Genomic DNA, 25,922 nt, shown 5'->3' with positions numbered 1-25,922 from the left:
TATTATAGCATTACCGCTTGTGCGATAAAAGATGATTTCATGCGAATTCGGGTTAATTTTCGACCTCGCCTCTGAGATCAATGGCGTCACAGACCTCACGCATCCCCAGAATGACCTCCTCGATCACGTCGCCAAGGTCCATGCCCAGCCGTTCACAGCCATTTTTAATGACCTCGCGGTTGACGCCTGCGGCAAACCCTTTGCTCTTGAATTTCTTTTTAACAGACTTGGTCTCCAGATCCAGCACGCTTTTAGACGGCCGCATAATGACAGTGGCGTTAACCAGGCCGGTCAGCTCATCAATGGTGTAGAGAACCTTCTCCATCTGCGACTGGGGCTCAATATCCACACACAGCCCATAGCCGTGGCTGGCCACTGCCCGGATGATTTCCGGATCAAGGTCACGCTCCTGCATAATTTCCTGAACCTTCACACAGTGCTGCTCCGGATACTTTTCGTAATCCAGGTCATGAAGGAGCCCGACGATTCCCCATTTTTCTTCGTCCTCACCATATTTCCGGGCAAAATGGCGCATGACGCCTTCCACGGCCAGGCCGTGTTTTACCAGAGCGTCGCTCTCGTTGTATTCTTCCAGAAGCGCCAGGGCTTCATCTCGGGTTAAGGTTTTTGACATGTTCTGCCTCCTGTTATTTAAAATATTTATTTTGTATGTCTCCGGCCGGCATTTCGCATCCAGTCCACAGCTTAAAGGCATCGGCCCCCTGCCAGAGCAGCATGCCCAGGCCGCCGACGGTCTTACAGCCCTGCTCTCCGGCCATTTTTAACAGCTTTGTCTCTCTGGGGTTGTACACAATATCGGACACCACAAGGCCAGGATGGAGCAGACCCTTGTCCTTGATTACCGATTGCCCGGGATTGGGCTCCATGCCGATCTGGGTGGCGTTGGTAAACAGCGCGGCGTCCTCAAGCGCTCGGCCAAGCTGCGCTGTATCGGCAATATTGTAAGCCGAAGCGGCGCAGTCCGTATGGCGGTTAATGTCGTCGGCGATTTTAACCGCCTTATCCAGGCTCCGGTTAAAGATCACAATTTCCGCTACACCGTCCAGAGCCGCCTGTATGGCGATGGCCCGGGCCGCGCCGCCGGCTCCGGCAAGTACCATTTTTTTATGAATGATATCCACGTCAAATTCACGCAGCATCCGCATATAGCCGCTGCCGTCGGTAGTGTAGCCCTTTAAAACGCCATCCTCATTGACGACGGTGTTCACTGCCTCCATGAGCTGTGAAGCCGGTGAGAGCTCATCGACCAGCTCGCACATTTTTGTCTTGTTCGGCATGGTCAGGTTCCAGCCCCTAGCGTTTAAAAGCTTCAGCCCTTTTACGGCTTCTGCCAGCTGCGGCTCGCCAACCTCAAAGGCAAGGTAGGCGTAATCCAGACCCAGAAGTGAAAAAGCCATATTGTGCATTGCCGGTGACACGCTGTGGGCCACAGGGCTTCCCAGCAGACAGATGAGTTTTGTCGTACCTGTAATCTCTACCATCTCGCTTATTCCTCACTTTTATAAAATCGTTACTGCTATTATAGCACAAATTTCAGAAACTGGATGGACTAGATAAAATTCAAAGGGTATCATCGCGATACCCTTTGGATAAATCCTATAAAAAACAGGAGACCGCTCCTGGCGTGTCTCCTGTCCCGATTTGATCTTTAGAAAATTGATACAACAGAGCCCTGGTAGGTGTCTTCGATGAATTTTTTCACATCGTCGCTCTTCAAGGCTTCCATTAAGGCTTTGGTTTTGTCTGAGTTTTCATCGCCTTCACGGACGGCCACAACATTGGCATAGGTCTGGGCGGCAACAGAATCTTTTTCTTCTTTTGCCAGCGCGTCAGAAACCTTCAGGTCTGCCTGCAATGCATAGTTACCGTTGATGACAGCCATATCGACATCCTGTAATGAGCGGCCCAGCTGTGCGGCTTCGAGTTCCTGAATGTTCAGGTTCTTCGGATTTTCAGTGATGTCTTTTGGCGTAGCGGCTAAGCCGGCATCCGGGTTCAATTTGATTAACCCATTGGTTTCAAGCAGCAATAAAGCACGCGCTTCATTGGTTGTATCATTTGGAACTGCAATGGTGGCACCGTCTTTCAGGTCTGCAAGCGCTTTGGTTTTGCCTGCATATAATCCCAATGGTTCATAATGAATGGCTCCTGCAGATACCAGCTTTGTGTTGTTTTTCTGATTAAAATCATCCAGATACGGCTTGTGCTGGAAGTAATTGGCATCCAGCTCTTTATTTTCAAGGGTCATATTCGGCTGTACGTAATCGGTAAATTCCTTGATTTCAAGGGTATAGCCTTTTTCCTTCAGAACATTTTCCGCTGCCTTTAAAATTTCAGCATGGGGGGTCGGCGATGCGCCCACCACGATGGTTTTATCATCCGAGCCAGAGGCTGATCCCCCGCCGGAAGAGCTGCAGCCTGCGGCCATAACCGTTACAAGGCCTAACGCTACCAGTACAGACACTACTTTTTTAAATTTCATCTTTCTTTTCCTCCTGGAAATTATTTTCTCTTATCCTGCTTTTCAGCGATCTTCATCCCAATTTCCTGGAATACCTGAACCACCAGAACCAGCAGTACAACAGTCACAATCATCACGCCGTTTTCGTAACGGTAATACCCGTAACGGATGGCGATATCGCCGAGGCCGCCGCCGCCCACAATACCAGCCATGGCCGAATAGCCCAGGATGGTGGTGGTCGAAATGGCCGCGCCCACGATCAGCGAAGGCTTGGCTTCCGGCAGAAGCACCTTGCAGATTACCTGGAAGGGGCTGGCTCCCATGGAAAGCGATGCCTCGATCAGTCCCTTATCCACCTCACGGAGCGAGGACTCCACCATACGCGCGATAAACGGCGCGGCCGCCATAACCAGCGGCACAATGGTCGCGTTAGAGCCGATGGTGGTACCGGTAATGAAGCGCGTAATCGGGATAACCGCGATCAGCAGGATCAAAAACGGAATGGAGCGGGTAATATTAACAATAATGTCTAAAATTTTATGAACAACAGGCAGGGGCTTGACGCCGTCCTTGTCACAGGCCACCAGAATAACCCCCATCGGGATTCCCAGCACATAGGAAATCAGGGTTGATGCCAGGGTCATGTACAGGGTCTGGAGCAGACCCCACCAGATCATACTGATCATCGTGCTATCCCACATAGTCCGGCACCTCCTCCACAGTCAGTCCGTTGGATCTCAGATAATTGAGCACCTTGCTGGCAGTTGTGCTGTCCTCGGGCAGCTGAATGACCATCTGTCCCCGGGCAATGCCGTCGATATTTTTCATATCTGCGTACATTATGTTGATCAGCGCCTTGCATTCCAGAATCATGCGGGCTATCACCGGGTCGTAGGACGAGCTTCCGTCAAAGACAATGCGGCAGCAATTTTGGCCAACATGCCCCGTGAGATTTTCACCATCCGGAAAGATCATCCTTCTCGCGATGGCGGTTTTGGGATTGGTGAAGATTTCCTCCACGCTGCCCTGCTCGGCAATATGGCTCTTGTCAATGATGGCCACATGGCTGCAGATCTCCTCTACAACGCTCATCTCATGGGTAATCACCACAATGGTAATGCCCAGCCGCTTGTTTATATCCTTTAAAAGCGTAAGGATGGACCGTGTGGTAGTGGGGTCGAGGGCTGAGGTGGCTTCGTCACACAGCAGCACCTTGGGGTTATTGGCCAGCGCCCGCGCAATGGCGACGCGCTGCTTCTGCCCGCCCGAAAGCTGGGAAGGATAGGACTGCGCCCGGTCGCTGAGGCCGACGAGCTCCAGAAGCTCTGCTGCGCGCCCTTTGGCCTTGGACTTGTCATACCCTGCGATCTCAAGCGCAAATAAAATATTCTTTTCGGCAGTCCGCTGTTCCAAAAGGTTGAACTGCTGAAAGATCATCCCCATGGAATAACGTACTTTCCGAAGATCCTTTTCCGGTATTTCCGAAATATCCTCACCGTCGACTAACACGCTGCCCTCGGTTGGTTTTTCCAGCAGGTTCATACAGCGCACAAGCGTGCTTTTTCCTGCGCCGCTCATGCCGATGATGCCAAAGATATCGCCTTTGTTTATGGTAATATTAATATCGTCCAGAGCCTTCACATCGCCACTTTTTGTATGGAAGGTTTTTCCCAGAGACCGGATCTCAATGATGGGCTGCGCCTGTTCGTTTATTGGTGTTTCCATTTCTACCTCCTCTCAAAAAGCTTGATTTCTCAAATATAATTTCGTGCTCTTTCATATGGTATTGAAAGGATACACTTTTACAATTATATTCTAGATTTAAAGCCTTTGTCAAGGTATACAGCGTTCAAGAGCCAAACCTGTAAAATTCAAATCTTATTTACTCATATATGTTTTATATGCTTTTGTATTATAGAGAATCTTTTTTCTTTTGTCAATACTTTTCGAAAAATATCCGTCCGTGCCTTTTGTCCTGCGTTGAATCCCTGATTTTAAAGTGCTATAATGGGCTTTAAAAGGAAAACTATTTTATGGCTATCAATTAGGAGTGAATTAGAATTATGTTTAAATTACCTGAGTACATCCCACCGGACTTTCACACCGAGCATTTTGCCGGCTCTCCGGACGTTCATACCGAACCAGCCCCCATGGACGGCGTCGTTCCTGAAAATTTCTACGCGACCTCCATTTTTCCGGAGTATTTTAAAATCGGCGGCCACTGGATCCTGATCCGTGAAAGCCGGATGGACTGTGTTGTCGTCATCGAGGACGGCCTTCCCCACGCGGTCGAATTCCGAAACGTCAAGAAAGGGGACGCGGTGGTGGTAGGCCGGAGCGATAATGGCGACACCGGCGTTTACGTCCACCAGAACGCTTTTAATCGGAATTTTCAGGACAACACGGACAACTTTGCCTTTCGGATGAACAACTCCAGAGAAACGGCTTTTTCCAGCGATTATGACCGGCTCTACGACCTGCTGCGCTATGAAAAGGACCATGGCTATGTGGTCTGGGTGCTGGGGCCGGCCGTGGCCTTTGACTATGATTCCCGCAACGCCATGTCCGCGCTCATAAAAGCCGGCTATGTCGACGCGCTTTTTGCCGGCAACGCCCTGGCGACCCATGACCTGGAGGCGAGCTTTTTCCACACGGCCCTGGGGCAGGATATTTATTCAAAATGCAGCTGCAAAAACGGGCATTACCACCATATCGAAACCATCAACCGAGCACGATCCTCCGGGTCGCTCAAGAATCTGATCCGCGACTATAACATCCGCGACGGTATTGTCCATGCCTGTCTAAAAAAGGATATTCCCATGGTGCTGGCCGGCTCAATCCGCGACGACGGCCCGCTGCCCGGCGTCTATTCCGACGTCTACCAGGCACAGGACGCCATGCGGGCCTACACCCGCAGAGCGACCACTGTCATCTGCCTCGCGACCCAGCTCCACACCATCGCGACCGGCAATATGACCCCCTCCTACCAGCTGGTGGGCGGTGTGGTGCGGCCGGTTTACTTCTACACGGTTGACATCTCAGAGTTTGTGGTCAACAAGCTTAAGGACCGCGGCAGCCTGAGCAGCGAATCCTTTATCACCAATATCCAGGACTTTGTCGTGAATCTGGAACGCCATCTGCTCGGTAATGGATAAACTGTTTGCCACCTGGACGGATATCGTATATAATTTTATTTAGAAAACAATTATCTGGAGGATACTATGGGTTACAAAGAAGACTTTATCGATTTTATGGTGCGCTCCGGCGTCTTGACCTTTGGCGATTTCGTGACCAAAAGCGGCCGTAAAACACCTTATTTCATCAATACCGGCAACTATAAAACCGCCGAGCAGATTTCAAAGCTGGGCGAATACTACGCGGCCTGCATCAGGGAAAACATCGGAGAAATGGATTTTATGTATGGTCCTGCCTACAAGGGTATACCACTTGTCATTACCTCTGCGGTTTCCCTTTACAGAGACCACGGCGTCAATATTCCCTACTGCTTTAACCGCAAGGAAGCCAAGGACCACGGCGAGGGTGGCAGCATTATCGGCTACAAGCCTCAGGACGGTGACAAAGCCATCATCATCGAGGATGTTATCACTGCCGGCTCCTCGGTCCGCGAGAGCGTTCCGCTGCTCAAGGGCATTGCCGATGTCGACATTACCGCGCTCATCATTTCTGTTGACCGGATGGAAAAGGGCAGCAATGACAAAAGCGCAATCCAGGAAGTCAGGGAAGCGTTCGGCATTACCACCTACCCGATCGTGACGGTCAGAGATATCATCGCCCATCTCTATAACTACGAAATTGATGGAAAGATCGTAATTGACGATGACATGAAAAAACGCATGGAAGACCATCTTGATAAAAACGGTATCTAAACAATAAAAGCTCCGGAGTTTTCCGGAGCTTTTATTATACGTTTCATTAAATCCAATATAAATATCATAATATTCATTTTTTAAAAAAACATTGCTTCTATTCATCTAAAATGCTACAATAAAATTAATTAGAGCTTCTCTAAAATATATGAAAGGAGAAACAACATGTCCGATAGTTTCTATTACTCTTCAACAGACGCGGGCGTTGCCGCCATTATTTTGTCTTTCCTGGCCGCCTATTTTGTTATCATTTTAATTGTTGGTATCGTCTGTTATGTTTTTAACTCCCTCAGCCTGTATCAGATGGCCAAAAACCGCGGACTGGACAGCCCCTGGCTGGCCTGGATTCCCATCGCGAAAACTTATCTGATGGGCAAAATCATTAACGAAAAGGTGGCTTTTGGCTCATGGGTTATTCCATACGCCCATGTATTTCTGCCGCTGCTTCCGTTTGCAAGCGGACTGCTTTCCATGATTCCATTCATTGGCTGGCTGTTCCCTATCGCTTACGGCGTTTACTATTACGGCGCATTATACCGTCTCTACCGCATGTATAAACCGGAAAACGCTGTGTTATTCCTGGTGCTCAGCATTATTTTTGCGATCACCCAGCCGTTCTTCCTGTTCTCCATGCGCAACAACCAGGAAGAAGAATACTTGGTATAATCAGACGGCCAATTCCTATTTACAAAAAAACGTCCCCTAAGGGACGTTTTTTTATGCCTGCTGTGCTGACCGCATATTTTTCCAGGCGCCAAGGGTATAAACCCCGGGAATGATCAGCCCAGCCACCAGGGTTAGGATCATGTCTGCTGTAAAGCCTGTCTGCAGGCTGCCGTAAATGACAGAGCCCACCTGGAACACAATAATGATGATGCCGAGAATAAAGCACAGGGCACCCTTCTCCGCTTTTTTGGAAAAGGCGATACCCAGAATTCCCACCACAAGCTCAAAGACACAGATCACCGTACTCACCATCAGGTTGACCGAGAGGTCTTTGATGGTCACACCCATAATTTTTTCCATATCCGCTGCCATCGACGCGTCCATATTATTGTAGCCGATGATGCCGGAAATGGCGATAACCGCCCCAAAGACGCCGATGATGGCCATTAAAATGCCGCCAACCTTTAGAATTTTTCTTCCTGCTGCTTCCATAGCTGCCACCTCCATACTTTTCCTGACCCATTGTAGCACAATTTTTTTAAAATCACATTATATTTCTTCTCCTTGATGTTATTTTTTAAATAAGCCGGGTATAATTTTAAATAATAATTATTCTAAAATATTATTTCGTATATAAATTTAAATTAAAAGGAGACTACATTATGTCAAAAGATTTTTACAGTGCGATTTTAAACCGCCGCAGTTTCTATGCCATCAGCAAAAAAAGCCCCATCTCCGATAATAAAATCGAGGAAGTGATCGGCCATGCCATCAAGCATACTCCTTCTGCTTTTAACAGCCAAAGCTCAAAGGTCATTCTGCTTTTCGGCGAGCAGCACGATAAGCTCTGGGATATCGTCATGGAGACACTGCGCCAGAAGGTGCCTGCAAACAAATTCCAGCAGACCGAGGATAAGATTAACGGCTTTAAGGCCGGCCATGGAACCGTTTTGTATTTCATTGACGATACCGTTACAGACAGTCTGGTCGAACAGTTCCCACTGTACGCGGACAACTTCCCCGTATGGGCAGAGCAGGCCAACGGTATGCTGCAGTTCTCTGTATGGAATTCCCTGGAAATTGAAGGCTTAGGCGCAAACCTGCAGCACTATAACCCACTCATCGATGAAGCCGTTAAAAAAGAGTGGCAGGTTCCGGATTCCTGGCGTTTAAGAGCGCAGATGCCCTTCGGCGAACCTACTGCCATGCCTGGCGACAAGGATTTCCAGCCTTTATCTGAACGCTTAAAGGTTTTTTATTAAAATCCTTTTGTTGCTGATGCAACAGAATTCCTCTGATAAATGTGTTATACTGTTGTCAACACCTGAACTGGAGGAACTATGATGATACGTAAAATCATTAAAATCGATAAAGAAAAATGCAACGGCTGCGGCCTGTGTGTCGACGCCTGTCACGAAGGGGCCATCGGCCTGGCCGACGGCGTTGCCACGCTGCTAAGGGACGATTACTGCGATGGTCTGGGGGATTGTCTGCCGGTATGTCCTGAGGATGCCATTCATTTTGAAGAACGGGAGGCCGCCGCCTATGACGAAGCCGCTGTACAGGCCAAAATGGAGGCCGAAAGGGTTCAGCCCAAGACGCTGGCCTGCGGCTGCCCTGGAACCAGCTCCCGCAAAATTGAGCACCATACAAAGGCAGCGGGCGAAAACCACCATGCTGCCCCTGTGCAGTCCCGCTTAAACCAGTGGCCGGTGCAGATCAAGCTGGCGCCGCCAAAAGCGCCCTACTTCGACAACGCGGACCTGCTCATTGCCGCGGACTGCACAGCCTACGCTTATGGTGATTTCCACAATGAATTCATTAAAAATCGGATCACGCTCATCGGCTGCCCAAAGCTGGACGATGTGGACTACGCCGGCAAGCTGACCGATATTCTGGCGAACAACAATATCCGTTCGCTGACGGTCGTGAGAATGGAGGTTCCGTGCTGCGGCGGCATTGTCAATGCAGTTAAAACCGCTCTAAAAGACAGTGGCAAGATTATCCCCTGGTCGGTGACAACGGTCTCGACCGATGGCAGAATTTTAGATATTTAATATGAAAACACCCCAACCGGTATCACCGCGATACGGATTGGGGGTTTTTTTGTATTTAAATAAAAAAAGCAACTGTTTTACAGCTGCTGTATCTTCCAAAATGGTGACCCATGGGCGACTGCAATGGCTTCGCAATTGCCTGCCTCATCCTCTGCTGCCGCGTCGTCTTCGGCAACGCTCGCTTTTCAAACGCAGTGCGTTTGAATGCCTCTGGCACCAGCTATTTATGTTCGAAATTGCATTAGCAATTTCATCCAGAGCGCCGGTCGCACTTGCTCCCGACTTGCCTCTTAGCGTTCAAGCCGTCTGGCTTCTTCTCTAAATAAAAAAGCAACTGTTTTACAGCTGCTGTATCTTCTAAAATGGTGACCCATGGGCGACTTGAACGCCCGACACCCTGATTAAAAGTCAGATGCTCTACCAACTGAGCTAATGGGTCATAGACTATATTCTTTTTCTCCCACTTCGCAATGATGCTTGTCTTATGCTGAAATTGCTCCGCAATTCCATTGAGAGCGTTACTCGCCCCTACTCGTAACTTGCAACTTCGCTAATGGGTTATGTATTATCCTTCATTATCGACTTTTCCCGCTTGTTATAACAAAGTGGCAGGGGTAGCAGGACTCGAACCTACGCATGCCAGAGTCAAAGTCTGGTGCCTTACCGACTTGGCTATACCCCTGTAAAAAAATGGGGTGGACGAAGGGACTCGAACCCTCGACAACCAGAACCACAATCTGGCGCTCTACCAACTGAACTACGTCCACCAAGTTTAAAGGAAAAGATATGGCGCGCCAACAGGGATTCGAACCCCGGGCACACGGCTTAGAAGGCCGTTGCTCTATCCAACTGAGCTATTGGCGCAATTTTTGCGTAAATGGAGCGGGTGAAGGGAATCGGACCCTCGCGACTGGCTTGGAAGGCCAGGGCTCTACCACTGAGCTACACCCGCATATTGCTGAAATTTATTGTTGTCCACATTGGTTAAAAAGTGTTGATATCGCCTTGTTCACAGCACTTTCTCGCTGAGGACAAGTGTTAGTATACTGCAAAAAAAGACGAATGTCAACACTTTTTTCACAAAAACGCGTGAAAATATATGATTTTTTACAGGTCTATATTTTCCGCTGGCATAAGCGCAATAATCTCACCGCTGGCTTTTTCATTTTCAATGGTCAGAACGCCAAAGGTTTTTTCTTTGCCAAAATGGGGAAGGGATACGCTGCCAGGATTGATCATTAAAAGACAATCGTCCTGATCAATCATCGGGATATGCGTGTGCCCGAAAAGCACAATATCCGCGCCCTCCTCCAACGCCTTATAGCGCAGGGTGCTGTACTCACTTTTGACATGGAGCGTGTGGCCGTGACAGGCCAGAATGACCTTGCCGCCCAGTTTGGTCTTGATAAAAAGATGCCCTTCCTGGGAGTAGACATCCATGTTGCCCTTGGCCGCAAACACCGGCGCCGCTGTCCAGCGCTTAATCTGCCGGGCATCGTCCACGTAATCGCCCATATGAAAAATCGCCTCCACCTGGCCCATCTGGCTGACCGCGCGTTCCAGGTCGTCCAGATTGCCGTGGCTGTCGCTGACTAATCCGATCCGCATATTCCCTTTTCCTTTCCGCTACTGGTATTTTTCTAAAATCTGCTTTGCGCGCGCTACCGCTCTGGCACGGTGGCTGATATCATTCTTTTCCTCTGGCGCCATCTGCGCATAGCTTTTGCCTGTTTCTTCCACGATAAAGAGCGGGTCGTAACCAAAGCCCTCCTCACCCATAAAGTCGAAGGAAATCCGGCCTCTGACGGTTCCTCTGACAGTCAGCTCCTGGCCGTCCGGCAGAATCATGGCGATCACGCTGACAAATTCGGCGCCGCGTTTTTCCTCAGGTACATCCTGCATTTCTTTTAAAAGCTTCTCATTGTTATCACGGTAGGTTACGTCCTCCCCGGCATAGCGGGCGGAGTAGATGCCCGGCGCGCCGTCCAGCGCGTCCACCGACAGGCCGGAGTCATCCCCCATGATGATCATTTCAGAGTCCTCCACAAAGGGCTGAATGGCTCTCACCTTGATCAGGGCATTGTCCTCAAAGGTGTCGCCGTCCTCGATGATCTCGACGTCGATTCCCATGTCCTTCATGGTCTTTACTTCAAATTTATGGTCCAGCATGGCCTTGATTTCACGGGCCTTGTCTTTATTTCCGGTTGCAAGCACGATGGTTTTCATCACAATCCCTTTCCGGGCGCTCAGTTTATTCCCAGCGCCTCTTTCTGAATGCTTATCAGTTTGTTCACGCCGTCTTCCCCCAGAGCTAGGAGCTTTTGAAACTCATCCTTGGTAAAGGGGCGTTCCTCTCCGGTTCCCTGGATTTCCACGATCTCGCCCTTGTCGGTCATGACGATGTTCATATCGACCTCGGCGGTGGAGTCCTCCTCATAGCAGAGGTCAAGAATGGGCTCATTCTGGTTGATCCCGACACTGGTGGCCGCCACGTAGCCGTTAATGGGCCACGCGTCAATGACACTTTCCTCCATGAGCCAGCTGACTGCGTCGTACAGGGCAACAAAGGCTCCGGTGATGGAGGCCGTGCGGGTGCCGCCGTCGGCCTGGATCACGTCACAGTCGATCCATATGGTGCGTTCGCCGAGCTTTTCCATGTCGATCACAGAGCGCAGGCTCCGGCCAATCAAGCGCTGGATTTCAACGGTTCTGCCGTCAATTTTGCCGCGGCTGCGGTCCCGCCCCTTCCGGGAGCCGGTGGAGCTTGGGAGCATTTCATATTCAGCGGTGACCCAGCCCTTTTTTTCACCTCTTAAAAAGGGCGGTACCTTGTCCTCCACCATGGCGGTGCAGATGACCTTGGTATTCCCCACCTCGATGAGCACCGAGCCCTGGGCGTTTCTTGTAAAATGCCGGGTGATGCTCACAGGTCTCAGGCCCGCATTTGTTCTTCCGTCAATTCGATTCAAAATTTTCTCCTTTATTAATCACAACAACGGACGATCTGAGGACCGCCCGTTGTATTCTGTCATAGTATTCAGCTTTCCAGTTTTTTGGCGACCAGCTCGCGGATGATCTTGTTGGCGACCTGTGGGTTTGCCTGCCCCTTGGTGGCCTTCATGACCTGACCGGTCAGGAAGCCGTAAGCCTTCTGGTTACCGGCTCCGATATCCTCGATGGATTTCGGGTTGTCTTCAATAATCTGGGCGATGATGCTCTCCAGCTCACTGGTATCGCTCATCTGGGCCCAGTTGTTTTCTTCGACAATGGCCTTGGGGTTTTTGTCCTCTTCAAACATCTTCACCAGAACCTTTTTGCCGATGGTCCCGCTGATGGTCCCGTCCTTGATGAGCTTTAACAGCTCAGCCAGCTCGGCTGGAGTGAAGGGAATATCTTCCATTGACAGTTCTTTTTCCTTGAGCATGGCCGGGATATCCACCATCAGCCAGTTGGAGATCTGCTTGGGCTCGTCGTACAGCACAACGGTTTCCTCGAAGAATTTAGCGGTCACCTTGGAGGCAGTCAGAACACCGGCGTCGTAGTCCGGCAGCTTGTACTCTGCCACGTAGCGGGCGCGCTTGGCCTCCGGCAGTTCCGGCAGTCCAGACTTGATCTGCTCGATGGTCTCGTCGGTAACGACGATGGGCACCAGGTCCGGTTCCGGGAAATAGCGGTAGTCGTGGGCTTCTTCCTTGCTTCGCATGGAGGAGCTGACACCTTTGACATCGTCCCACTTACGGGTTTCCTGGATAATGCGGTGGCCTTTTTTAAGCTCGATGATCTGGCGTTTGCTCTCGTACTGGACCGCGCGCACCAGGGCTCGGAAGGAGTTCAGGTTCTTCATCTCTGTACGGGTTCCCAGCACATCACTGCCCTTTTCCTTGACCGAGAGGTTGACGTCGAAACGGATGGAGCCCTCCTCCATTTTACAGTCAGAAACGCCCACGTATTCCAAAATATTGCGGATTTTTTCCGCAAAGACGCGGGCTTCCTCCGCTCCGCGGATATCCGGCTCAGTGACGATCTCGATGAGCGGCACGCCGCAGCGGTTCACATCGACCAGGGTGCCGTCGGCGGATTCGTGAAGCAGCTTGCCGGCGTCCTCCTCGATGTGGATACGGGTGATGCCGATTTCCTTTTTTTCGCCTTCCACTTCGATATCCACCACCCCGCCGGTACAGATGGGCAGGTCAAACTGGGAGGTCTGATAGGCCTTTGGCAGGTCGGGGTAGAAGTAGTTTTTACGGTCCATTTTGCTGAAATTCGCAATATGGCAGTTCAGGGCCAGTCCGGCTCTTGCGGCATACTCAACAACCTTTTCGTTGAGTACCGGCAGCACCCCGGGCATACCGAGGCATACCGGGCAGGTGTGTGTATTTTCATCTGCACCAAACTGGGTAGAGCAGGAGCAGAAAATTTTAGACTTTGTGGCTAACTCGGCATGGATTTCCATCCCGATGACAATATCGTATTCCATCTTTATTCCTCCTTTACCTATACAAGCTTTGGCTTCTGGTCTTTAAACGCGGTTTCACGTTCAAAGGCGTAGGCTGCCTGCAGAATCTTTTCTTCGCTCAGTACTGGTCCCAGCAGCTGCATGCCGATGGGCATGCCGTCCCCATCAAAGCCGCATGGGATCGAAATCCCCGGAATACCAGCGATGTTCACCGGAACGGTGTAAATATCCGTCAGGTACATTTCCAGCGGATTACCGGTCTTTTCGCCGATACCAAAGGCGGTCTTGGCCGTGGTTGGCGTCAGCAGGACGTCACAGGAATCAAAAACACTTTTGAAGTCCTCCATGATCAGGGTACGAACCTGCATGGCTTTTTTGTAATAGGCGTCGTAATAGCCCGAGCTTAAAGCATAGGTTCCCAGCATGATGCGGCGCTTGACCTCATCGCCAAAGCCCTGGGTTCTGGTTTTGCGGTACATATCCACCAGATCGGCGTATTCCTCGGCGCGGACGCCGTAGCGGATACCGTCGTAGCGGGCCAGGTTCGAGCTGGCTTCTGCGGAGGAGATCAGGTAATAGGCGGAAAGGGCGTAATCCAGATACTCAAAGGAGACGTCCACGATTTCCGCGCCCATGGCGCGGTAGGTGTCGATGGCGCTGTCGATGGCCGCACGCACCTCTGGCTGAAGGCCTTCGCCCATAAATGCCTGAGCCACGCCAATCTTCATGCCTTTGGCGCCGTTCTTCAGGTTTTGTGTATAGTCCTTTTTATCAACCTTGAGGGAGGTTGAATCCTTAGGGTCATGGCCTGCGATGGCGTTTAACACGATGGCGCAGTCCTCAACGTCCTTGGTAAAGGGGCCGATCTGGTCTAAGGAAGACGCAAAAGCCACCAGGCCGTAGCGGGAAACCAGGCCGTAGGTCGGTTTCATACCAACCACGCCGCAGAAGGCCGCGGGCTGGCGGATGGACCCGCCAGTGTCGGAGCCCAGTGAGTAATAAGCCATATCGGAGGCCACCACCACTGCGGAGCCGCCGCTGGAGCCGCCGGGCACACAAGACAGATCCCAGGGGTTTTTAGTGACCTTGAAGGCGGAGTTTTCGGTGGAGGAGCCCATGGCAAACTCATCCATGTTGGCCTTTCCGAGCAGGATGCCCTTCTGGGCCAGCAGGCGGTCATAGACCTCTGCGTTGTAGGGCGGCACAAAATCGGCCAGAATTTTGGACGCGCAGGTGGTCTGGATACCGTCGGTACACATGTTATCCTTTAAGGCGTAGGGAATGCCCTCGAGCACATCCTTCCTGCCTTCCTTCGCGATGAGCGCGTCCAGCTCCCCGGCCTCTTTCATGGCGGTCTCAGTGGTCAGGCAGAGATAGCCGTCGACCTTATCCTCGACTACATCGATACGGTCAACCGCTGCCTGGGTGACCTCTTTGACGGACACTTCTTTCTTTTCAATCAGCCCATTGATCTCATGGACGGTCAGTTGTGATAATTCCAATTCGATCCTCCTATTCCAGCACTCTCGGCACTTTAAAGCAGCCGGCTTCTGATTCCGGCGCGTTGGCCAGGACTTTTTCAATTGGCAGTGAAGGCTTCACTTCATCTTTTCTAAAAACGTTCTGCACCGGCAGAATATGTTCTGTGGGTTTTACGTCTGATGTATCTAATTTATTCAAAGTCGCCGCATAATCAAGGACTGCGCCCAGCTCATCCGCCAGACGGTCCGTTTCCGTTTCGGTGAATTCAAGGCGGGCCAGATCCGCGACATAGGTAACTTCTTCTCTGGTAATACTCATGATTTCATTCCTTTCGGGTAAATTTTTCTCATTATATCATTATAATTCAAAACCCTTTAAATGTAAATTATTTTCAGTAAAATTCAACCCGTACCGCGGCGGTACGGATTGACGCCCGGTTGACAGCCCGGAGCCTTTCATATATAATTATATATGAACAATTATTCATATATTAATTCTAGCGAGGCGATTATGAACATCATCAAATACACAGGCACACAGTTTGCCAACCCAAGGGGGCTCGGGGGCCAGTTATCCACCTTTCTGATGAACCGGCTCAACATACCCCAGTACAAAAGCATAGAATCTGTGCTCACACAGGTAAATCCAGAGCGGAGCCTGGATATCGGCTTTGGAAACGGGCAGCTCCTCTGCCAGTTCGCCCGGCGTTTTCCCGGCCAGTTCTACGGGATTGAAACCTCGGCCGATATGCTGGAGCTGGCCGCCCGCCGAGGCGAAGCGCTCATCGCGCAGGACCGGCTGGCCCTTGGGCCGGGAAACGCCCTCCAGATTCCTTTTCCAACGGCATTTTTCGACTTTGTCTACACGGTCAACACTATCTATTTCTGGGAGGACCCCTTAAAGGGCTGCCTGGAAATCTACCGGGTGCTGAAGCCCGGCGCTGTCTTTGCCAACGCTTTTTACACAAAGGCCTGGCTGGACCGTCTGCCCGTCACCCGCCAGGGCTTTATGAAATACACCGCCGGGGATCTGGCCCGCGTGGCCGAAATCGCCGGGTTTGAGAACCTCCAAATGGTGGAGCTTCTCAAAAACAATATCTACTGCCTTGTGGCTGCCAGGCCGGCGGCTTAATCTAAAAATCAAGGGGTACCGCCACGATACCCCTTGATTTTTTCTTTATTCCAGGCCGACCATTTTTTTAAAGGCTTCCTCGTCGATGACGGGCACGTCCAGGCTTTGGGCTTTCTCGGCCTTGGAGCCCGGGTTTTCTCCGGCCAGCACATAGTCGGTTTTTTTGCTGACCGAGCCGGACACCTTGGCGCCGTGGCTTTCCAAAATCTCCTTGGCCTCGCGGCGGCCCATGGTGGGCAGGGTGCCAGTCAGGACAAAGGTTTTCCCGGCCAGCTCCGCAGTGGCGGTGGCGGTATTTTCCGTCATATTGACACCAGCACCGCGCAGGCCGTCCACAATGCGGCGGTTGGCGTCGGTCCTGAAGAAATCCACAATTTCCACAGCCATTTTGCCGCCGATGTCATATATTTCTGTCAGCTCCTCCTCTGAGGCTTCCATGAGCGCGTCCATGCTGCCGAAGTGGGAGGCCAGTATTTTAGCCCCGTTGGCTCCCACCAGCGGGATTCCCAGGGCAAAAACCACCTTGGAGAGGGGTCTGCTTTTGGAATCCTCGATGGCGTTTATGAGGTTATCCACAGATTTTTCACCCATTTTTTCAAGTCCGGTCAGATCCTCACGCCGCTCCGAAACATGGAAGATATCCACAATAGTGTCGATCAGTTTGTTATCCAGCAGCTGTCTGACCACCGCAGGGCCCATGCCGTCGATGTTCATGGCGTCTCTGGAGGCGAAATGAACAATCTTGCGGAACACCTGGGCCGGACAGTCCATGTTCAGGCACTTGGTCACTGCCTCGCCGGGCACCCGGTAGGTTTTGGAGCCGCAGACCGGGCAGTGGGTGGGCATGGTAAAAATGACCTCCGCGCCAGTGCGCTCCTCGGGAATGGAATGGTCGACCTCGGGGATAACATCCCCGGCCTTCTGGATCACGACCTTGTCGCCGATCCGGATATCCTTGTCGAGGATATAGTCCTCGTTGTGCAGGGTCGCCCGGGCGATCACCGAGCCGGCCAGCAGCACGGGCTCAAGCTCCGCCACTGGCGTGAGCGCGCCGGTGCGCCCCACCTGCACGGTAATGTCCTTCACGGTGGTCACGGTCTGCTCCGGCGAGAACTTGTAGGCGATGGCCCACCTTGGCGATTTGGAGGTATCCCCCAGCCGCTCGCGCTCTGCCAGGCTATTGACCTTGATAACCATGCCGTCGATCTCGTAGGGCAGGGCCTCCCGGCCGCCGTTCTCCATCTCTTCGATATAGGCGATGATGTCCTCCATATTTCTGTAGAGCTTCACCTCGCTGGTTTTAAAGCCGCAGTGTGTGAGAAAATCAAAGCTTTCCTTGTGGGTCTCGAAGGTCCGGTCCTCACAGTATTCCAGGTTAAACACAAAGATGTCCAGGGGCCTCCCGGCCGCCAGCCTGGGGTCAAGCTGGCGGATCGAGCCCGCGGCCGCGTTTCTGGGATTGGCAAACAGGGGCTCGCCCTGCTCCTCCCGCGCGGCGTTCAGTTTCTCAAAGTCCGCCTTGTAGATCAGCACCTCCCCCCGGACCTCCAGGGTCACCGGCTCTGTGAGGCGCAGGGGAATGGTCTTGACGGTTTTGAGGTTCCGGGTCACATTTTCGCCGGTCACGCCGTCGCCCCGGGTCGAGCCGCGGACTAACAGGCCGTTCTCGTAGTCCAGCACCACGGTCAGGCCGTCAAATTTATGCTCAACGCAGTACTCCACATCGGGACAGGCCTTGCGGATACGGGTATCAAACTCCCTTAGGTCCCCGGCATTAAAGGCGTTGCTGAGGCTGAGCTTGGGCGTGGTGTAGTTCACCTTCTCAAAGGCCTCTGACGGCGCGCCGCCCACACGCTGGCTGGGCGAGTCAGGGGTCAGAAGCTGCGGATAGGCGGTCTCCAGACCAATGAGCTCCTGCATCATGCGGTCGTACTCGTAGTCTGAGATGACGGGCGCGTCTTTATCGTAATACCGGACGTTGTTTTCTTCAATTTGTTTTTTCAGCTGGCTGATTTTGGCTTCAGCCTGTTTTAATTCTTCATTCATAAGTCATTGTCCTCAACGCAAAATTTAGACCTAGGCTTTTGTTACATAAGACGGGTCCAGTTTCTTTATACCCACTCCCGGAAATGCGATTGACACCTGGTTGGGTTTTACCTCGACAATGGTGCCAATGCCGAATTTTTTATGCTTGACCTTATCGCTGAGATTAAAGGCGCCGGAGCTTTCCTCCTTGACCTTTTTAGGCGCTGCGGATTTATAAACATTGGGCTTATGCTGCAGATGGTCGGAGAAGCTGTAGGTCTTTTTCTCCACAGAGGCTTCCTCGACGATCTCGTTGCGCTCGTATTTCTGGACGTTCAGCTCCAGACATTCCGTGGGCAGCTCCTTGAGGAAGCGGGACTGCATCTGGGGCTGGCGGCGTCCGTAAACGGTGCGTTCTGCCGCCCACGACATATACAGCCGCTCCTTGGCGCGGGTGATGCCCACATAGCAGATCCGGCGTTCCTCTTCCATCTCCTCGGGGTTGTCCATGGAGCGCCCGTGTGGGAAGATGCCCTCCTCCACCCCTGGCAGGAAGACCACTGGGAACTCGAGCCCCTTGGCGTTGTGCAGGGTCATGAGCAGGATCTTTCCCTCCTCGCTGTCGTACTTGTCGGTCTCGGCGGTCAGGGCCACGGTTTCCAGGTAGGCGGTCAGGCTCTGGTCGTCGCTGTTCTTTTCAAATTCCACAGCGGAGGAGATCAGCTCCTCAAGGTTTTCGATGCGGCTCTCACTGTGGTCCAGCTTGCCGAGCTCCAGCATCTCAAGATAGCCGGTGTCCTTGATGACATGGTCAATGAGCTCGCTGACTGAGTCGGTTTCGCAGCGGTCCCGCAGCTCCTCCATGACGACGGCAAACTCACGCACCTTGTTGCGCACGCTGGAGCTGAGCTCTGGCACTTCCTCGCAGTGGTAGAAGGTCTCCATGAGACTCCAGCCCTTGAACTCGGCGAATTCCCGGATTTTCTCCAGGGTGGCGGTGCCGATGCCGCGCTTGGGCACGTTCACGATGCGCATGAAGCCGATGTTGTCCAGCGGGTTGATGAGCACATGGAGGTAGGAAATGATGTCCTTGATTTCCATACGTGAGTAGAAGCCCGTGCCCCCGATAAGCTGGTAAGGCATACCCTCGCGCATAAAGGACTCTTCAAAGAGACGGGACTGGGCGTTGGTGCGGTAGAGCACTGCGAAGTCGCCGTAGGTATAGCCCTTTTCGGCCCGGAGGTTCTCGATTTCCTGGGCCACAAAACGGGCCTCGTCATAGCCCTGGTTAAAGGATGAGACGATGATCTTGTCATCGCCCGGATTTCTGGTCCAGAGGTTTTTGTCCTTACGGCCGGTATTGTTGGCGATGACCTTGTTGGCGCAGTCCAGGATCACGCTGGTGGAACGGTAGTTTTCCTCCAGCTTGACCACTTTGGCGTCCGGATAGTCCTTTTCAAAGTCGAGGATATTGTTGATGTCGGCCCCGCGCCACATGTAGATACTCTGGTCGTCGTCCCCGCACACGCACAGGTTACGGTGCCCCGCGGCTAGCAGGTTGACCAGCTCGTACTGGCTGTGGTTGGTATCCTGGTACTCATCGACCAGAATGTACTTAAACCGGTTCTGGTACTGCTCCAAAATTTCGGGAAAGCCCTTAAACAGCACCAGGGTATTGTAGATAAGGTCGTCGAAGTCCATGGCGTTGTTCTTTTTCAGGGTGTCCTGATACAGGCGGTAGTACTGGGCCACCTTCTCGGCCCGGAACTCGCCGGGGTTGTTCTTCAGGTAGTCCTCCGGCGTCCAGAAGTTGTTCTTGGCAGTTGAGATCTGGCCCGAAACATACTGGAACGGAAACATCTTGTCGTTAAAATCCAGCTCCTTGATCAGGGCCTTGTAAAGGCGCTTCTGGTCGTCTGTGTCGTAGATGACAAAGTTGTCGCTGTAGCCCAGCCACTGGCTGTGGATACGCATGATGCGGGCGCACATGGCGTGGAAGGTGTACATCCAGATGCGGTCGCTTTCCTCCACGTTCATGGCCGCGATACGCTCGCGCATTTCTCCCGCTGCTTTATTGGTAAAGGTGATGGCCAGTATCTGTGACGGCCAGGCCTTTTTACTCTCGATAATATAAGCGATTCTGTGGATAATGGTCCGGGTTTTCCCGGAGCCTGCGCCGGCCAGAATCAGGACCGGCCCTTTTGTCGTTGCTGCTGCTTCCCTTTGCTGTTCGTTCAGTCCGTCTAATAAACTCATTGTTCCTCCGCTTGTTCTCTTTAAAACAGAATATCGCCGTAATAGATGCTTTTTAAGACCTTGTCCATTTCCTCACGGGTCATCGGCACCGGATTACGGGCGGTCGAGCCTTTCATGGAATTGTCCAGAAGGCTTTCGTAATGGGTGTTAAAGTCCTGCTCGGTGAGCCCCATTTCCTTAAAGGTTTTGGGGACGCCGAACTGCGCGTTAAAGCCCTCGATGGTTTCGATAATATCGGCCCCAGTCATTCTTGACAGCTCGTCCAGGTCTGCCCTGACTGCCGCGTCCCGGGCGTTGTATTTGAGCACATAGGGCAGGGCCACTGCGTTGAGCAGGCCGTGGCTGGTGCCAAAGCGCCCCCCAAAGGCGTGGGCGATGCCGTGATCCATGCCCAGACCGGAGTTCTGGAAGGCCAGACCGGCCAGGCACTGGAAGTTGTGCACCTTCTGGCGGCTCTCAAGATCGCCCTTTTCGTAGGAGAGCGGCAGGTACGTGCACAGCCCCTCCACTGCGCCCTTGGACATGAACTTGCAGAAATCGTCGTTGTTTTTGTTGATGTAGCTCTCCACCGCATGGGTCAGAGCATCCATGCCGGTTTCCACCATGACGTGTCTGGGCATGGACAGGGTCAGATTGCCGTCGAGAATGGCGATGTCAGGGATAAAGGCGGTGGTCTTTAAGCCCACCTTGATGTTTTCCTCGGTAAAGGTGATGACCGCTGCCCGGGTGACCTCGCTGGCGGTGCCGGAGGTGGACGGCGCGGCGATAAACTGAAGCTTCCTGCGCGCAGCCGGCGCTTTGCCGCCGCGGATGTCCTCCAGGGTAAGCTCTGGGTACTCGCACATCAGGGTCATGACCTTGGTGGCGTCGATGGAGGAGCCGCCGCCCACTGCCATGACGGTGTCCGGGTCAAAGGCCTTCATGGCCGCAAGGCCGGAAAGCACCTCGTCGGTGGTAGGGTTGCCGCCGATGCCGCTGTACACCTCGCAAGCTTTTCCCTGCGCTGCGAAGGTCTCCTTGATGTGGCCGATGGTTCCGTTTTTGAACATGGCGGACTTTCCGGTCACCACAAAGATGCGTTGTCCCTCCAGATTCTTAATATAATCAATGGCGCCTGGTCCTGTGACCAGCTTATTGCCGTTAAACTTTAATTCTTTCATTCATTTGCCTCCTTTGGTCCTTCATAAGCCGGGAACACGATGATCATTTTGGTTCCCGCGTTTTCTTCACTTTCCACCCGTATCATGCCCTTGTGCTTCTGAACAATCCAGTAGGCGATGGACAGGCCAAGGCCTGTGCCGCCCTCTGCCCGGGAGCGCACCTTATCCACACGGTAGAAGCGCTGGAAGATTTTTTCCTGTTCCTCCCTGGATATGCCGATGCCCTTATCCGCCACGCAGACCTCAATGCCTTCCTCGATCCGCTCTGCCTGGACAACGATGGTCTGATTCCTTTCGCCGCCGCCCGGCTCGCTGTATTTGATGGCGTTGTCGATGAGGATAACCATGAGCTGAGTCAGCTGCTTTTCATCCCCCATCACGTTCAGTTCCTCCATGGGCACCTTGCTGAGAATGGTAATGGCTTTCTGGGCCGCCATGGGGATAAACCGCTCGGTGACCTCCATGATCAGGTAGCCCATATCCACCGGCGCGGGCTCAAAGTGCACGTCGCCGGAATCGGCCCTGGCTAAGAACATCAGGTCCTCGACAATGTGGTGCATGCGCTTGGTCTCGTCATAGGCGTTATCCAGCCAGGCGGCCTGGCTCTCAACGGTTTCGTCGCCGCTGGCCTTTACCACCTCCAGATTGGTCTGGATCACGGCAATGGGTGTCCTGAGCTCGTGGGACGCGTCGGCGAGGAATTCCCGCTGCTGGTCCATGCTCTTTCGCACCGGCACCAGCGCCCTGCCGGACAGAAAATAACCGCACAGCAAGGAAAGGGTCGTACCGGCCAGCACCACGATAAAGATCATGCGGACCGCGTTCTTCAGCACGCCGCGCTCCGTATCCATATTTTTCATGGCCTGCACCACCCGCATTTCACCATCCTTGCTGACGGTAACATAGGTACAGATTTTAAGATTGTTGTCGTCGGTCTCGTAGTCGCTGATCAGGTACTTGTCCCGGTTGCCGTTGAAATAAAGGTTGATGAGCCGGAAAAGCTGATCCGAATTCAAGGGCTGAGACTCGGACTGGTCCATCACGTTAAAGGTGTCATCCCAGATGGTAAAGGCGATGCTGTTGTGCACCAGGGTGTCCTTAAACTCCTGGTAGCCTTTCTGGGCCTCTGCCGAAACCTCGCCGCCCTTTCTCTGTGTCTGGAGCTGCTCAACATTGTTGGCCAGCTGGGAGCAGTAGATCTCAAGGTTGTTGCTCACGCTGGACTCCATGTCCATGTTGATGGTTAAATAGAGCGAAACAGCGACAAATACCGACAATCCTATCAGGACCGCGGTATTCATCAGTGTCAGGTTTAATCTTAATTTATTAAGACTGAGCATTGTCCTCTTCCTTCAGCACATAGCCCAGACCACGGATCGTCTTGATGACCGTCCGGGATTTCTTCAGTTTTTTCCGCAGGTAGTGGACATAAATCTCCACGGAGTTCTCCATGGCCATGCTTTCAATGCCCCAGATCCGGTCGAGGATCTGTTCCTTTGAGATGGTCATACCCGGGTTTCGGATAAACATTTCCAGCAGCTGGGCCTCCTTGGAGGTCAGCTTGATGGGCGCGCCGTCGATGAGCAGCTCGCCGTTGTTGATATTGAGCGATAAATCGGAAAAGGTCATGGCGTTGTCCTGGTAGACCTCCCAGGGGCGCCGGCCCAGTGCGCGGATGCGCGCCAGCAGCTCCTCGGTGACAAAGGGCTTGACGAGGTAATCGTCAGCGCCCATATCCAGACCCTTTACCTTATCGGCGGTGCTGTCCTTGGCGGTCAGGAGCAGCACAGGCACGTTCTTTCCGCGGTCGCGGATGGACTTGAGAATATCGAGCCCGCTCATGCCCGGCAGCATAATGTCCAGGACAATAACGTCGTAAACGTCATTCTCACTGAGCAGCTTGCCCTCAATGCCGTCGTGAACCACATCGACCAGAATTTTATTTTTTTCGAGGATCTTCCCAAGGGCGGTTGCCAGGGATACCTCATCCTCTACCAGTAAAACGCGCATACTCATTCACCCCGCTTGTCGTCTTCCCAGTTCACAGGGCGGAATACCGGCTCCGTATCCTGAACGGGCCGGGGCTGCCCAGCTTCGGTATTTATTTCCCGGGTTATGGGTTCTGCCGGCTGTTCCTCTGGCTGCTCGGCCAGGGTGCGGTCAACCTCCCGCTTACATTCCAGGAAGGTCTGCACAGCCCGTTCATAGTTGTCCAGGAAATCCGTATCCGGCAGAATGTTTTTATCCATCAGATAGTAGATGAACAGCCCGATATAGTAGGTCTTTTCCGGCTCGATGGTCTTGAGGCTGGAATATTTAAAGAAAGCGGTAACCAGATCGTCCCCTGCTGCCAGGATATCGCCGCCGATGCGGACCCACTCCTTGGACAGGGTGTCGATAAGAGAGGCCTTGAAATAACACCACAGCAGCCCCTTGGCAATGCTCTCGCCCCCGATCTCCAGATTGTCCTGGAGCTCTTTGGCGCCGTTTTTAAAGGCGTCGAGAATCTTGGGCGCGTAGATGACGTCGCCGGTGGCGTAGCGCTTGCGCAGGCCGCTCTTTTCAGGAATCAGGCGGTTCAGGAGTATATCGTCCTGCCGCAGCTCCTTCTGGATCACATACCACTCGTCATACAGGCAGAAGGGCATGTAGCCGAAATCCCGGAACAGGTGGTCCGAAATCCGCTTGACCTCCATGAGCTGCTCGGGATCGCCGTAGACGGCCTCCTCAACCTCGATGAAGTTTTCCATCTGGTAAAACATGTTGTTGCGCTCAAAATAATGGCTGATACCCATGATCAGCTTGACATCGCGGCTGAAGAAAAGAATGCCGTCCAGCTCGTTCTCGTTGGGCACCTCCTCCTCCATTGGCAGCTGGAGGTACTGTCTGCCGTTGTACATCATCTCGTTGCACGGGAAGTACAAATCGTTGGGATAGTCGTCGGTGTACATAAAAAACAGGCGCTTGCTCTGGTCAAAGGCCACAATGTAGCCCTTGGTGGTAAAGAAAGCCCAGCCGGTCTCCGGGTCTTTTTTGCCGTATTTTACATGGAAGCCGTCTGCGTACAGGCAGTTCTTGGCAATGTACTCGGCGGCCTTTTCCTTGCTGTCAATGCCCATGAGCGCCAGGTTCGCCGTATATTTTTTCCAGAGCAGATCCACTGCCAGGCCGTCCGGGGCCTGTATGGGCGATTTGCGCCCCTCGGGGTCTTTTCTCAGGTTTTTGGCAATGCAGAGCAGCACGCAGTCCAGATGAATGGTGTCGATGGCTTCATCAGGCTTCAGGGTCTTAAGGTCCTTCACGACCTTTTCATTAATGATGTTTAAGGTGTCGCGTATGCGGCGCTCCTCTTTTTTGGTGGTCTTGGTATTGAAATTGTCAATGGTTTTGGTGATGGTCCTGGCGTTCTCCACGCCGTTCACGTAGCACTGGACATTTTTCCCCGGATCGCCGGTATAGAAAAGATTTTTAAAGTCGATCAGGTAGTAATCCTCGGTCTGCTTCATTTCGTAGTCAATGACGGTTTCGTCCTTGATCATGACATAGAGCAGGGTTTTCTTTTCAATGCGCTCCATGATAAAGCCCTTGCGGGAGAAAAAGGCGTTGACGTAGGTCCGCGGCACTTCCTCGCTGCAGTTCATGGACAGCTGCTCCATGTACAGGGTATTCTGCATCATGTAGCTGACAAAATTCTTGCTCTTGTCCAGCCCGTTGTTTTCCAGATTGTCGAAGAAGCCGTAGAGCAGCACCTTGTAGACAATCTTGGCCATGTCGTTCTGCTTGTTGATAACGCGGTCGGTCCGGTTGATAATGGTCTGGTTCAGGCTGGTCTTATCTGAAAAATAATTGGGCTCGATGACCAGCAGCGCCTCGACCGCCAGAAAGATCAAGGTGTCAATATCCACGGCGGCCATGTTGGTGGCGTGGTAGTTTTCCTTGAGGTTTCCCATAACACGCTGGTACATTTCGTCGATCTGGTCAATGCCCTCCTTGATGGTCTTGTGGCATTCGCTGCAGAGCGCGTCGTATTGTATGTTAATCCGTGAATTGTTTATTTTTAAAGAACGCTCAAAAAACCCCAGTTCTTTTCCGCATTTTTCACAACAATTCTTCATTAAAACACCCTTCCTTTCGATTGAAATAGATCTATTGATAAAAATCCTGCATCCATATCTAACACTTTGCATAGTTCATTATAGTTTATCATAAAACCCTTAAATAAAGTAGAGAAAAAGTGGGGAAGATTTGGCCAAAGCTCAAAAAACCAGAGAAACACTCTCTCTGACAGGAAAAATATTTTCAAGGGGTACCGCGGCGGTA

At 52.3% G+C, this 25,922-nt stretch carries 24 protein-coding genes and 5 tRNA genes; 6 read left to right on the top strand and 23 right to left on the bottom strand.

Features of this window, described 5'->3' with window-relative positions:
* Positions 1–52: 52 nt before the first annotated feature.
* The 5 genes from I2B62_RS07935 to I2B62_RS07915 all read right to left on the bottom strand — a co-directional run bounded on the left by I2B62_RS07935 (position 53) and on the right by I2B62_RS07915 (position 4,207).
* A complete protein-coding gene (locus I2B62_RS07935) occupies positions 53–634 on the bottom strand; it encodes an HDIG domain-containing metalloprotein (protein ID WP_195268436.1) in 582 nt (193 codons plus the stop codon).
* A gap of 13 nt (positions 635–647) precedes the next feature.
* Positions 648–1,502 carry a shikimate dehydrogenase gene (locus tag I2B62_RS07930; protein WP_195268435.1) on the bottom strand — a complete coding sequence of 285 codons (855 nt, stop codon included), beginning with the start codon at positions 1,500–1,502 and terminating at the stop codon, positions 648–650.
* A 167-nt stretch (positions 1,503–1,669) separates the two neighbouring features.
* The gene (locus I2B62_RS07925; protein WP_224168793.1) at positions 1,670–2,449 is read right to left on the bottom strand and encodes a MetQ/NlpA family ABC transporter substrate-binding protein; all 780 of its coding nucleotides are present in this window, start codon (positions 2,447–2,449) and stop codon (positions 1,670–1,672) included.
* Positions 2,450–2,523: 74 nt separating this feature from the next.
* Positions 2,524–3,183, bottom strand: a complete 660-nt coding sequence (locus I2B62_RS07920; RefSeq protein WP_195268433.1) for a methionine ABC transporter permease — start codon at positions 3,181–3,183, stop codon at positions 2,524–2,526.
* Positions 3,173–4,207: an ATP-binding cassette domain-containing protein gene (locus I2B62_RS07915; RefSeq protein ID WP_195268432.1), complete on the bottom strand. Its 1,035-nt coding sequence runs from the start codon at positions 4,205–4,207 to the stop codon at positions 3,173–3,175. Before I2B62_RS07915 ends, I2B62_RS07920 begins: the two co-directional genes overlap by 11 nt.
* Positions 4,208–4,545: 338 nt before the next feature.
* Between I2B62_RS07915 and I2B62_RS07910 the strand changes: the two genes are divergently transcribed.
* The 3 genes from I2B62_RS07910 (at position 4,546) to I2B62_RS07900 (ending at position 7,035) form a co-directional block, all read left to right on the top strand.
* Positions 4,546–5,637: a hypothetical protein gene (locus I2B62_RS07910; RefSeq protein WP_207735966.1), complete on the top strand. Its 1,092-nt coding sequence runs from the start codon at positions 4,546–4,548 to the stop codon at positions 5,635–5,637.
* A 66-nt stretch (positions 5,638–5,703) separates the two neighbouring features.
* A complete protein-coding gene (gene pyrE, locus I2B62_RS07905) occupies positions 5,704–6,369 on the top strand; it encodes an orotate phosphoribosyltransferase (protein WP_195268431.1) in 666 nt (221 codons plus the stop codon).
* A 165-nt stretch (positions 6,370–6,534) separates the two neighbouring features.
* The gene (locus I2B62_RS07900) at positions 6,535–7,035 is read left to right on the top strand and encodes a hypothetical protein (RefSeq protein WP_195268430.1); all 501 of its coding nucleotides are present in this window, start codon (positions 6,535–6,537) and stop codon (positions 7,033–7,035) included.
* Between the two features lie 51 nt (positions 7,036–7,086).
* Here I2B62_RS07900 and I2B62_RS07895 read toward each other — a convergent pair whose 3' ends face one another.
* The gene (locus I2B62_RS07895; RefSeq protein ID WP_195268429.1) at positions 7,087–7,527 is read right to left on the bottom strand and encodes a hypothetical protein; all 441 of its coding nucleotides are present in this window, start codon (positions 7,525–7,527) and stop codon (positions 7,087–7,089) included.
* Positions 7,528–7,697: 170 nt separating this feature from the next.
* Between I2B62_RS07895 and I2B62_RS07890 the strand changes: the two genes are divergently transcribed.
* Positions 7,698–8,297: a nitroreductase family protein gene (locus I2B62_RS07890; protein WP_195268428.1), complete on the top strand. Its 600-nt coding sequence runs from the start codon at positions 7,698–7,700 to the stop codon at positions 8,295–8,297.
* Between the two features lie 81 nt (positions 8,298–8,378).
* On the top strand, positions 8,379–9,092 hold the full coding sequence (locus tag I2B62_RS07885) for a 4Fe-4S binding protein (RefSeq protein ID WP_195268460.1): 714 nt from the start codon (positions 8,379–8,381) through the stop codon (positions 9,090–9,092).
* Between the two features lie 363 nt (positions 9,093–9,455).
* Here I2B62_RS07885 and I2B62_RS07880 read toward each other — a convergent pair.
* The 11 genes from I2B62_RS07880 to gatC form a co-directional block, all read right to left on the bottom strand.
* A tRNA-Lys gene (locus I2B62_RS07880) sits at positions 9,456–9,531 on the bottom strand.
* A gap of 167 nt (positions 9,532–9,698) precedes the next feature.
* A tRNA-Gln gene (locus tag I2B62_RS07875) sits at positions 9,699–9,774 on the bottom strand.
* Positions 9,775–9,783: 9 nt separating this feature from the next.
* A tRNA-His gene (locus I2B62_RS07870) sits at positions 9,784–9,859 on the bottom strand.
* A 20-nt stretch (positions 9,860–9,879) separates the two neighbouring features.
* Positions 9,880–9,956: transfer RNA gene (locus I2B62_RS07865), tRNA-Arg, on the bottom strand.
* A gap of 14 nt (positions 9,957–9,970) precedes the next feature.
* Positions 9,971–10,044: transfer RNA gene (locus I2B62_RS07860), tRNA-Gly, on the bottom strand.
* 155 nt (positions 10,045–10,199) lie between these two features.
* Positions 10,200–10,700 (bottom strand): metallophosphoesterase, encoded by a 501-nt coding sequence (locus I2B62_RS07855; protein WP_195268427.1) that lies wholly within the window; start codon positions 10,698–10,700, stop codon positions 10,200–10,202.
* Positions 10,701–10,718: 18 nt separating this feature from the next.
* Complete coding sequence (locus I2B62_RS07850; RefSeq protein ID WP_195268426.1) at positions 10,719–11,318, bottom strand: XTP/dITP diphosphatase; 600 nt, start codon at positions 11,316–11,318, stop codon at positions 10,719–10,721.
* A gap of 20 nt (positions 11,319–11,338) precedes the next feature.
* Positions 11,339–12,061, bottom strand: coding sequence for a ribonuclease PH (rph, locus tag I2B62_RS07845; RefSeq protein ID WP_195268425.1), 723 nt, complete (start codon positions 12,059–12,061; stop codon positions 11,339–11,341).
* Positions 12,062–12,129: 68 nt separating this feature from the next.
* Entirely contained in the window at positions 12,130–13,569 is a 1,440-nt protein-coding gene (gene gatB / locus I2B62_RS07840; RefSeq protein ID WP_195268424.1) for an Asp-tRNA(Asn)/Glu-tRNA(Gln) amidotransferase subunit GatB, read from the bottom strand.
* Between the two features lie 17 nt (positions 13,570–13,586).
* A complete protein-coding gene (gatA, locus tag I2B62_RS07835; protein WP_195268423.1) occupies positions 13,587–15,050 on the bottom strand; it encodes an Asp-tRNA(Asn)/Glu-tRNA(Gln) amidotransferase subunit GatA in 1,464 nt (487 codons plus the stop codon).
* A 10-nt stretch (positions 15,051–15,060) separates the two neighbouring features.
* Positions 15,061–15,348 carry an Asp-tRNA(Asn)/Glu-tRNA(Gln) amidotransferase subunit GatC gene (gene gatC, locus I2B62_RS07830; protein ID WP_013379276.1) on the bottom strand — a complete coding sequence of 96 codons (288 nt, stop codon included), beginning with the start codon at positions 15,346–15,348 and terminating at the stop codon, positions 15,061–15,063.
* Positions 15,349–15,540: 192 nt separating this feature from the next.
* Here gatC and I2B62_RS07825 point away from each other — a divergent pair, with 192 nt between their 5' ends.
* A complete protein-coding gene (locus I2B62_RS07825) occupies positions 15,541–16,161 on the top strand; it encodes a class I SAM-dependent methyltransferase (protein WP_195268422.1) in 621 nt (206 codons plus the stop codon).
* Between the two features lie 45 nt (positions 16,162–16,206).
* Here I2B62_RS07825 and ligA read toward each other — a convergent pair whose 3' ends face one another.
* From ligA to I2B62_RS07795, 6 genes are read right to left on the bottom strand one after another with little or no spacing between them, the layout of a single operon-like run.
* Entirely contained in the window at positions 16,207–18,207 is a 2,001-nt protein-coding gene (gene ligA / locus I2B62_RS07820; RefSeq protein WP_195268421.1) for an NAD-dependent DNA ligase LigA, read from the bottom strand.
* Positions 18,208–18,237: 30 nt separating this feature from the next.
* Positions 18,238–20,442 carry a DNA helicase PcrA gene (gene pcrA / locus I2B62_RS07815; protein ID WP_195268420.1) on the bottom strand — a complete coding sequence of 735 codons (2,205 nt, stop codon included), beginning with the start codon at positions 20,440–20,442 and terminating at the stop codon, positions 18,238–18,240.
* A gap of 20 nt (positions 20,443–20,462) precedes the next feature.
* Entirely contained in the window at positions 20,463–21,602 is a 1,140-nt protein-coding gene (locus I2B62_RS07810; protein WP_195268419.1) for an iron-containing alcohol dehydrogenase, read from the bottom strand.
* Positions 21,599–22,942: an ATP-binding protein gene (locus tag I2B62_RS07805; RefSeq protein ID WP_195268418.1), complete on the bottom strand. Its 1,344-nt coding sequence runs from the start codon at positions 22,940–22,942 to the stop codon at positions 21,599–21,601. The genes I2B62_RS07810 and I2B62_RS07805 overlap by 4 nt, the downstream gene beginning before the upstream one ends.
* Positions 22,929–23,612 carry a response regulator transcription factor gene (locus I2B62_RS07800; protein WP_195268417.1) on the bottom strand — a complete coding sequence of 228 codons (684 nt, stop codon included), beginning with the start codon at positions 23,610–23,612 and terminating at the stop codon, positions 22,929–22,931. Before I2B62_RS07800 ends, I2B62_RS07805 begins: the two co-directional genes overlap by 14 nt.
* Positions 23,613–23,614: 2 nt before the next feature.
* Positions 23,615–25,717, bottom strand: coding sequence for a hypothetical protein (locus tag I2B62_RS07795; protein ID WP_195268416.1), 2,103 nt, complete (start codon positions 25,715–25,717; stop codon positions 23,615–23,617).
* Between the last annotated feature and the right edge of the window lie 205 nt (positions 25,718–25,922).

Source organism: Eubacterium sp. 1001713B170207_170306_E7 (assembly GCF_015547515.1).
GTDB lineage: Bacteria > Bacillota > Clostridia > Eubacteriales > Eubacteriaceae > Eubacterium.
Note: the sequence above shows the minus strand (reverse complement) of the source record. Positions and strands in the feature narration are given on the sequence as shown.

Excerpts from the sequence above, each read along its gene's own strand:
- I2B62_RS07935 (WP_195268436.1), bottom strand. The coding sequence starts at position 634 with ATGTCAAAAACCTTAACCCGAGATGAAGCCCTGGCGCTTCTGGAAGAA.
- I2B62_RS07930 (WP_195268435.1), bottom strand. The coding sequence starts at position 1,502 with ATGGTAGAGATTACAGGTACGACAAAACTCATCTGTCTGCTGGGAAGC.
- I2B62_RS07925 (WP_224168793.1), bottom strand. The coding sequence starts at position 2,449 with ATGGCCGCAGGCTGCAGCTCTTCCGGCGGGGGATCAGCCTCTGGCTCG.
- I2B62_RS07920 (WP_195268433.1), bottom strand. The coding sequence starts at position 3,183 with ATGTGGGATAGCACGATGATCAGTATGATCTGGTGGGGTCTGCTCCAG.
- I2B62_RS07915 (WP_195268432.1), bottom strand. The coding sequence starts at position 4,207 with ATGGAAACACCAATAAACGAACAGGCGCAGCCCATCATTGAGATCCGG.
- I2B62_RS07910 (WP_207735966.1), top strand. The coding sequence starts at position 4,546 with ATGTTTAAATTACCTGAGTACATCCCACCGGACTTTCACACCGAGCAT.
- pyrE (WP_195268431.1), top strand. The coding sequence starts at position 5,704 with ATGGGTTACAAAGAAGACTTTATCGATTTTATGGTGCGCTCCGGCGTC.
- I2B62_RS07900 (WP_195268430.1), top strand. The coding sequence starts at position 6,535 with ATGTCCGATAGTTTCTATTACTCTTCAACAGACGCGGGCGTTGCCGCC.
- I2B62_RS07895 (WP_195268429.1), bottom strand. The coding sequence starts at position 7,527 with ATGGAAGCAGCAGGAAGAAAAATTCTAAAGGTTGGCGGCATTTTAATG.
- I2B62_RS07890 (WP_195268428.1), top strand. The coding sequence starts at position 7,698 with ATGTCAAAAGATTTTTACAGTGCGATTTTAAACCGCCGCAGTTTCTAT.
- I2B62_RS07885 (WP_195268460.1), top strand. The coding sequence starts at position 8,379 with ATGATACGTAAAATCATTAAAATCGATAAAGAAAAATGCAACGGCTGC.
- I2B62_RS07855 (WP_195268427.1), bottom strand. The coding sequence starts at position 10,700 with ATGCGGATCGGATTAGTCAGCGACAGCCACGGCAATCTGGACGACCTG.
- I2B62_RS07850 (WP_195268426.1), bottom strand. The coding sequence starts at position 11,318 with ATGAAAACCATCGTGCTTGCAACCGGAAATAAAGACAAGGCCCGTGAA.
- gatB (WP_195268424.1), bottom strand. The coding sequence starts at position 13,569 with ATGGAATACGATATTGTCATCGGGATGGAAATCCATGCCGAGTTAGCC.
- gatC (WP_013379276.1), bottom strand. The coding sequence starts at position 15,348 with ATGAGTATTACCAGAGAAGAAGTTACCTATGTCGCGGATCTGGCCCGC.
- I2B62_RS07825 (WP_195268422.1), top strand. The coding sequence starts at position 15,541 with ATGAACATCATCAAATACACAGGCACACAGTTTGCCAACCCAAGGGGG.
- ligA (WP_195268421.1), bottom strand. The coding sequence starts at position 18,207 with ATGAATGAAGAATTAAAACAGGCTGAAGCCAAAATCAGCCAGCTGAAA.
- pcrA (WP_195268420.1), bottom strand. The coding sequence starts at position 20,442 with ATGAGTTTATTAGACGGACTGAACGAACAGCAAAGGGAAGCAGCAGCA.
- I2B62_RS07810 (WP_195268419.1), bottom strand. The coding sequence starts at position 21,602 with ATGAAAGAATTAAAGTTTAACGGCAATAAGCTGGTCACAGGACCAGGC.
- I2B62_RS07805 (WP_195268418.1), bottom strand. The coding sequence starts at position 22,942 with ATGCTCAGTCTTAATAAATTAAGATTAAACCTGACACTGATGAATACC.
- I2B62_RS07800 (WP_195268417.1), bottom strand. The coding sequence starts at position 23,612 with ATGCGCGTTTTACTGGTAGAGGATGAGGTATCCCTGGCAACCGCCCTT.
- I2B62_RS07795 (WP_195268416.1), bottom strand. The coding sequence starts at position 25,717 with ATGAAGAATTGTTGTGAAAAATGCGGAAAAGAACTGGGGTTTTTTGAG.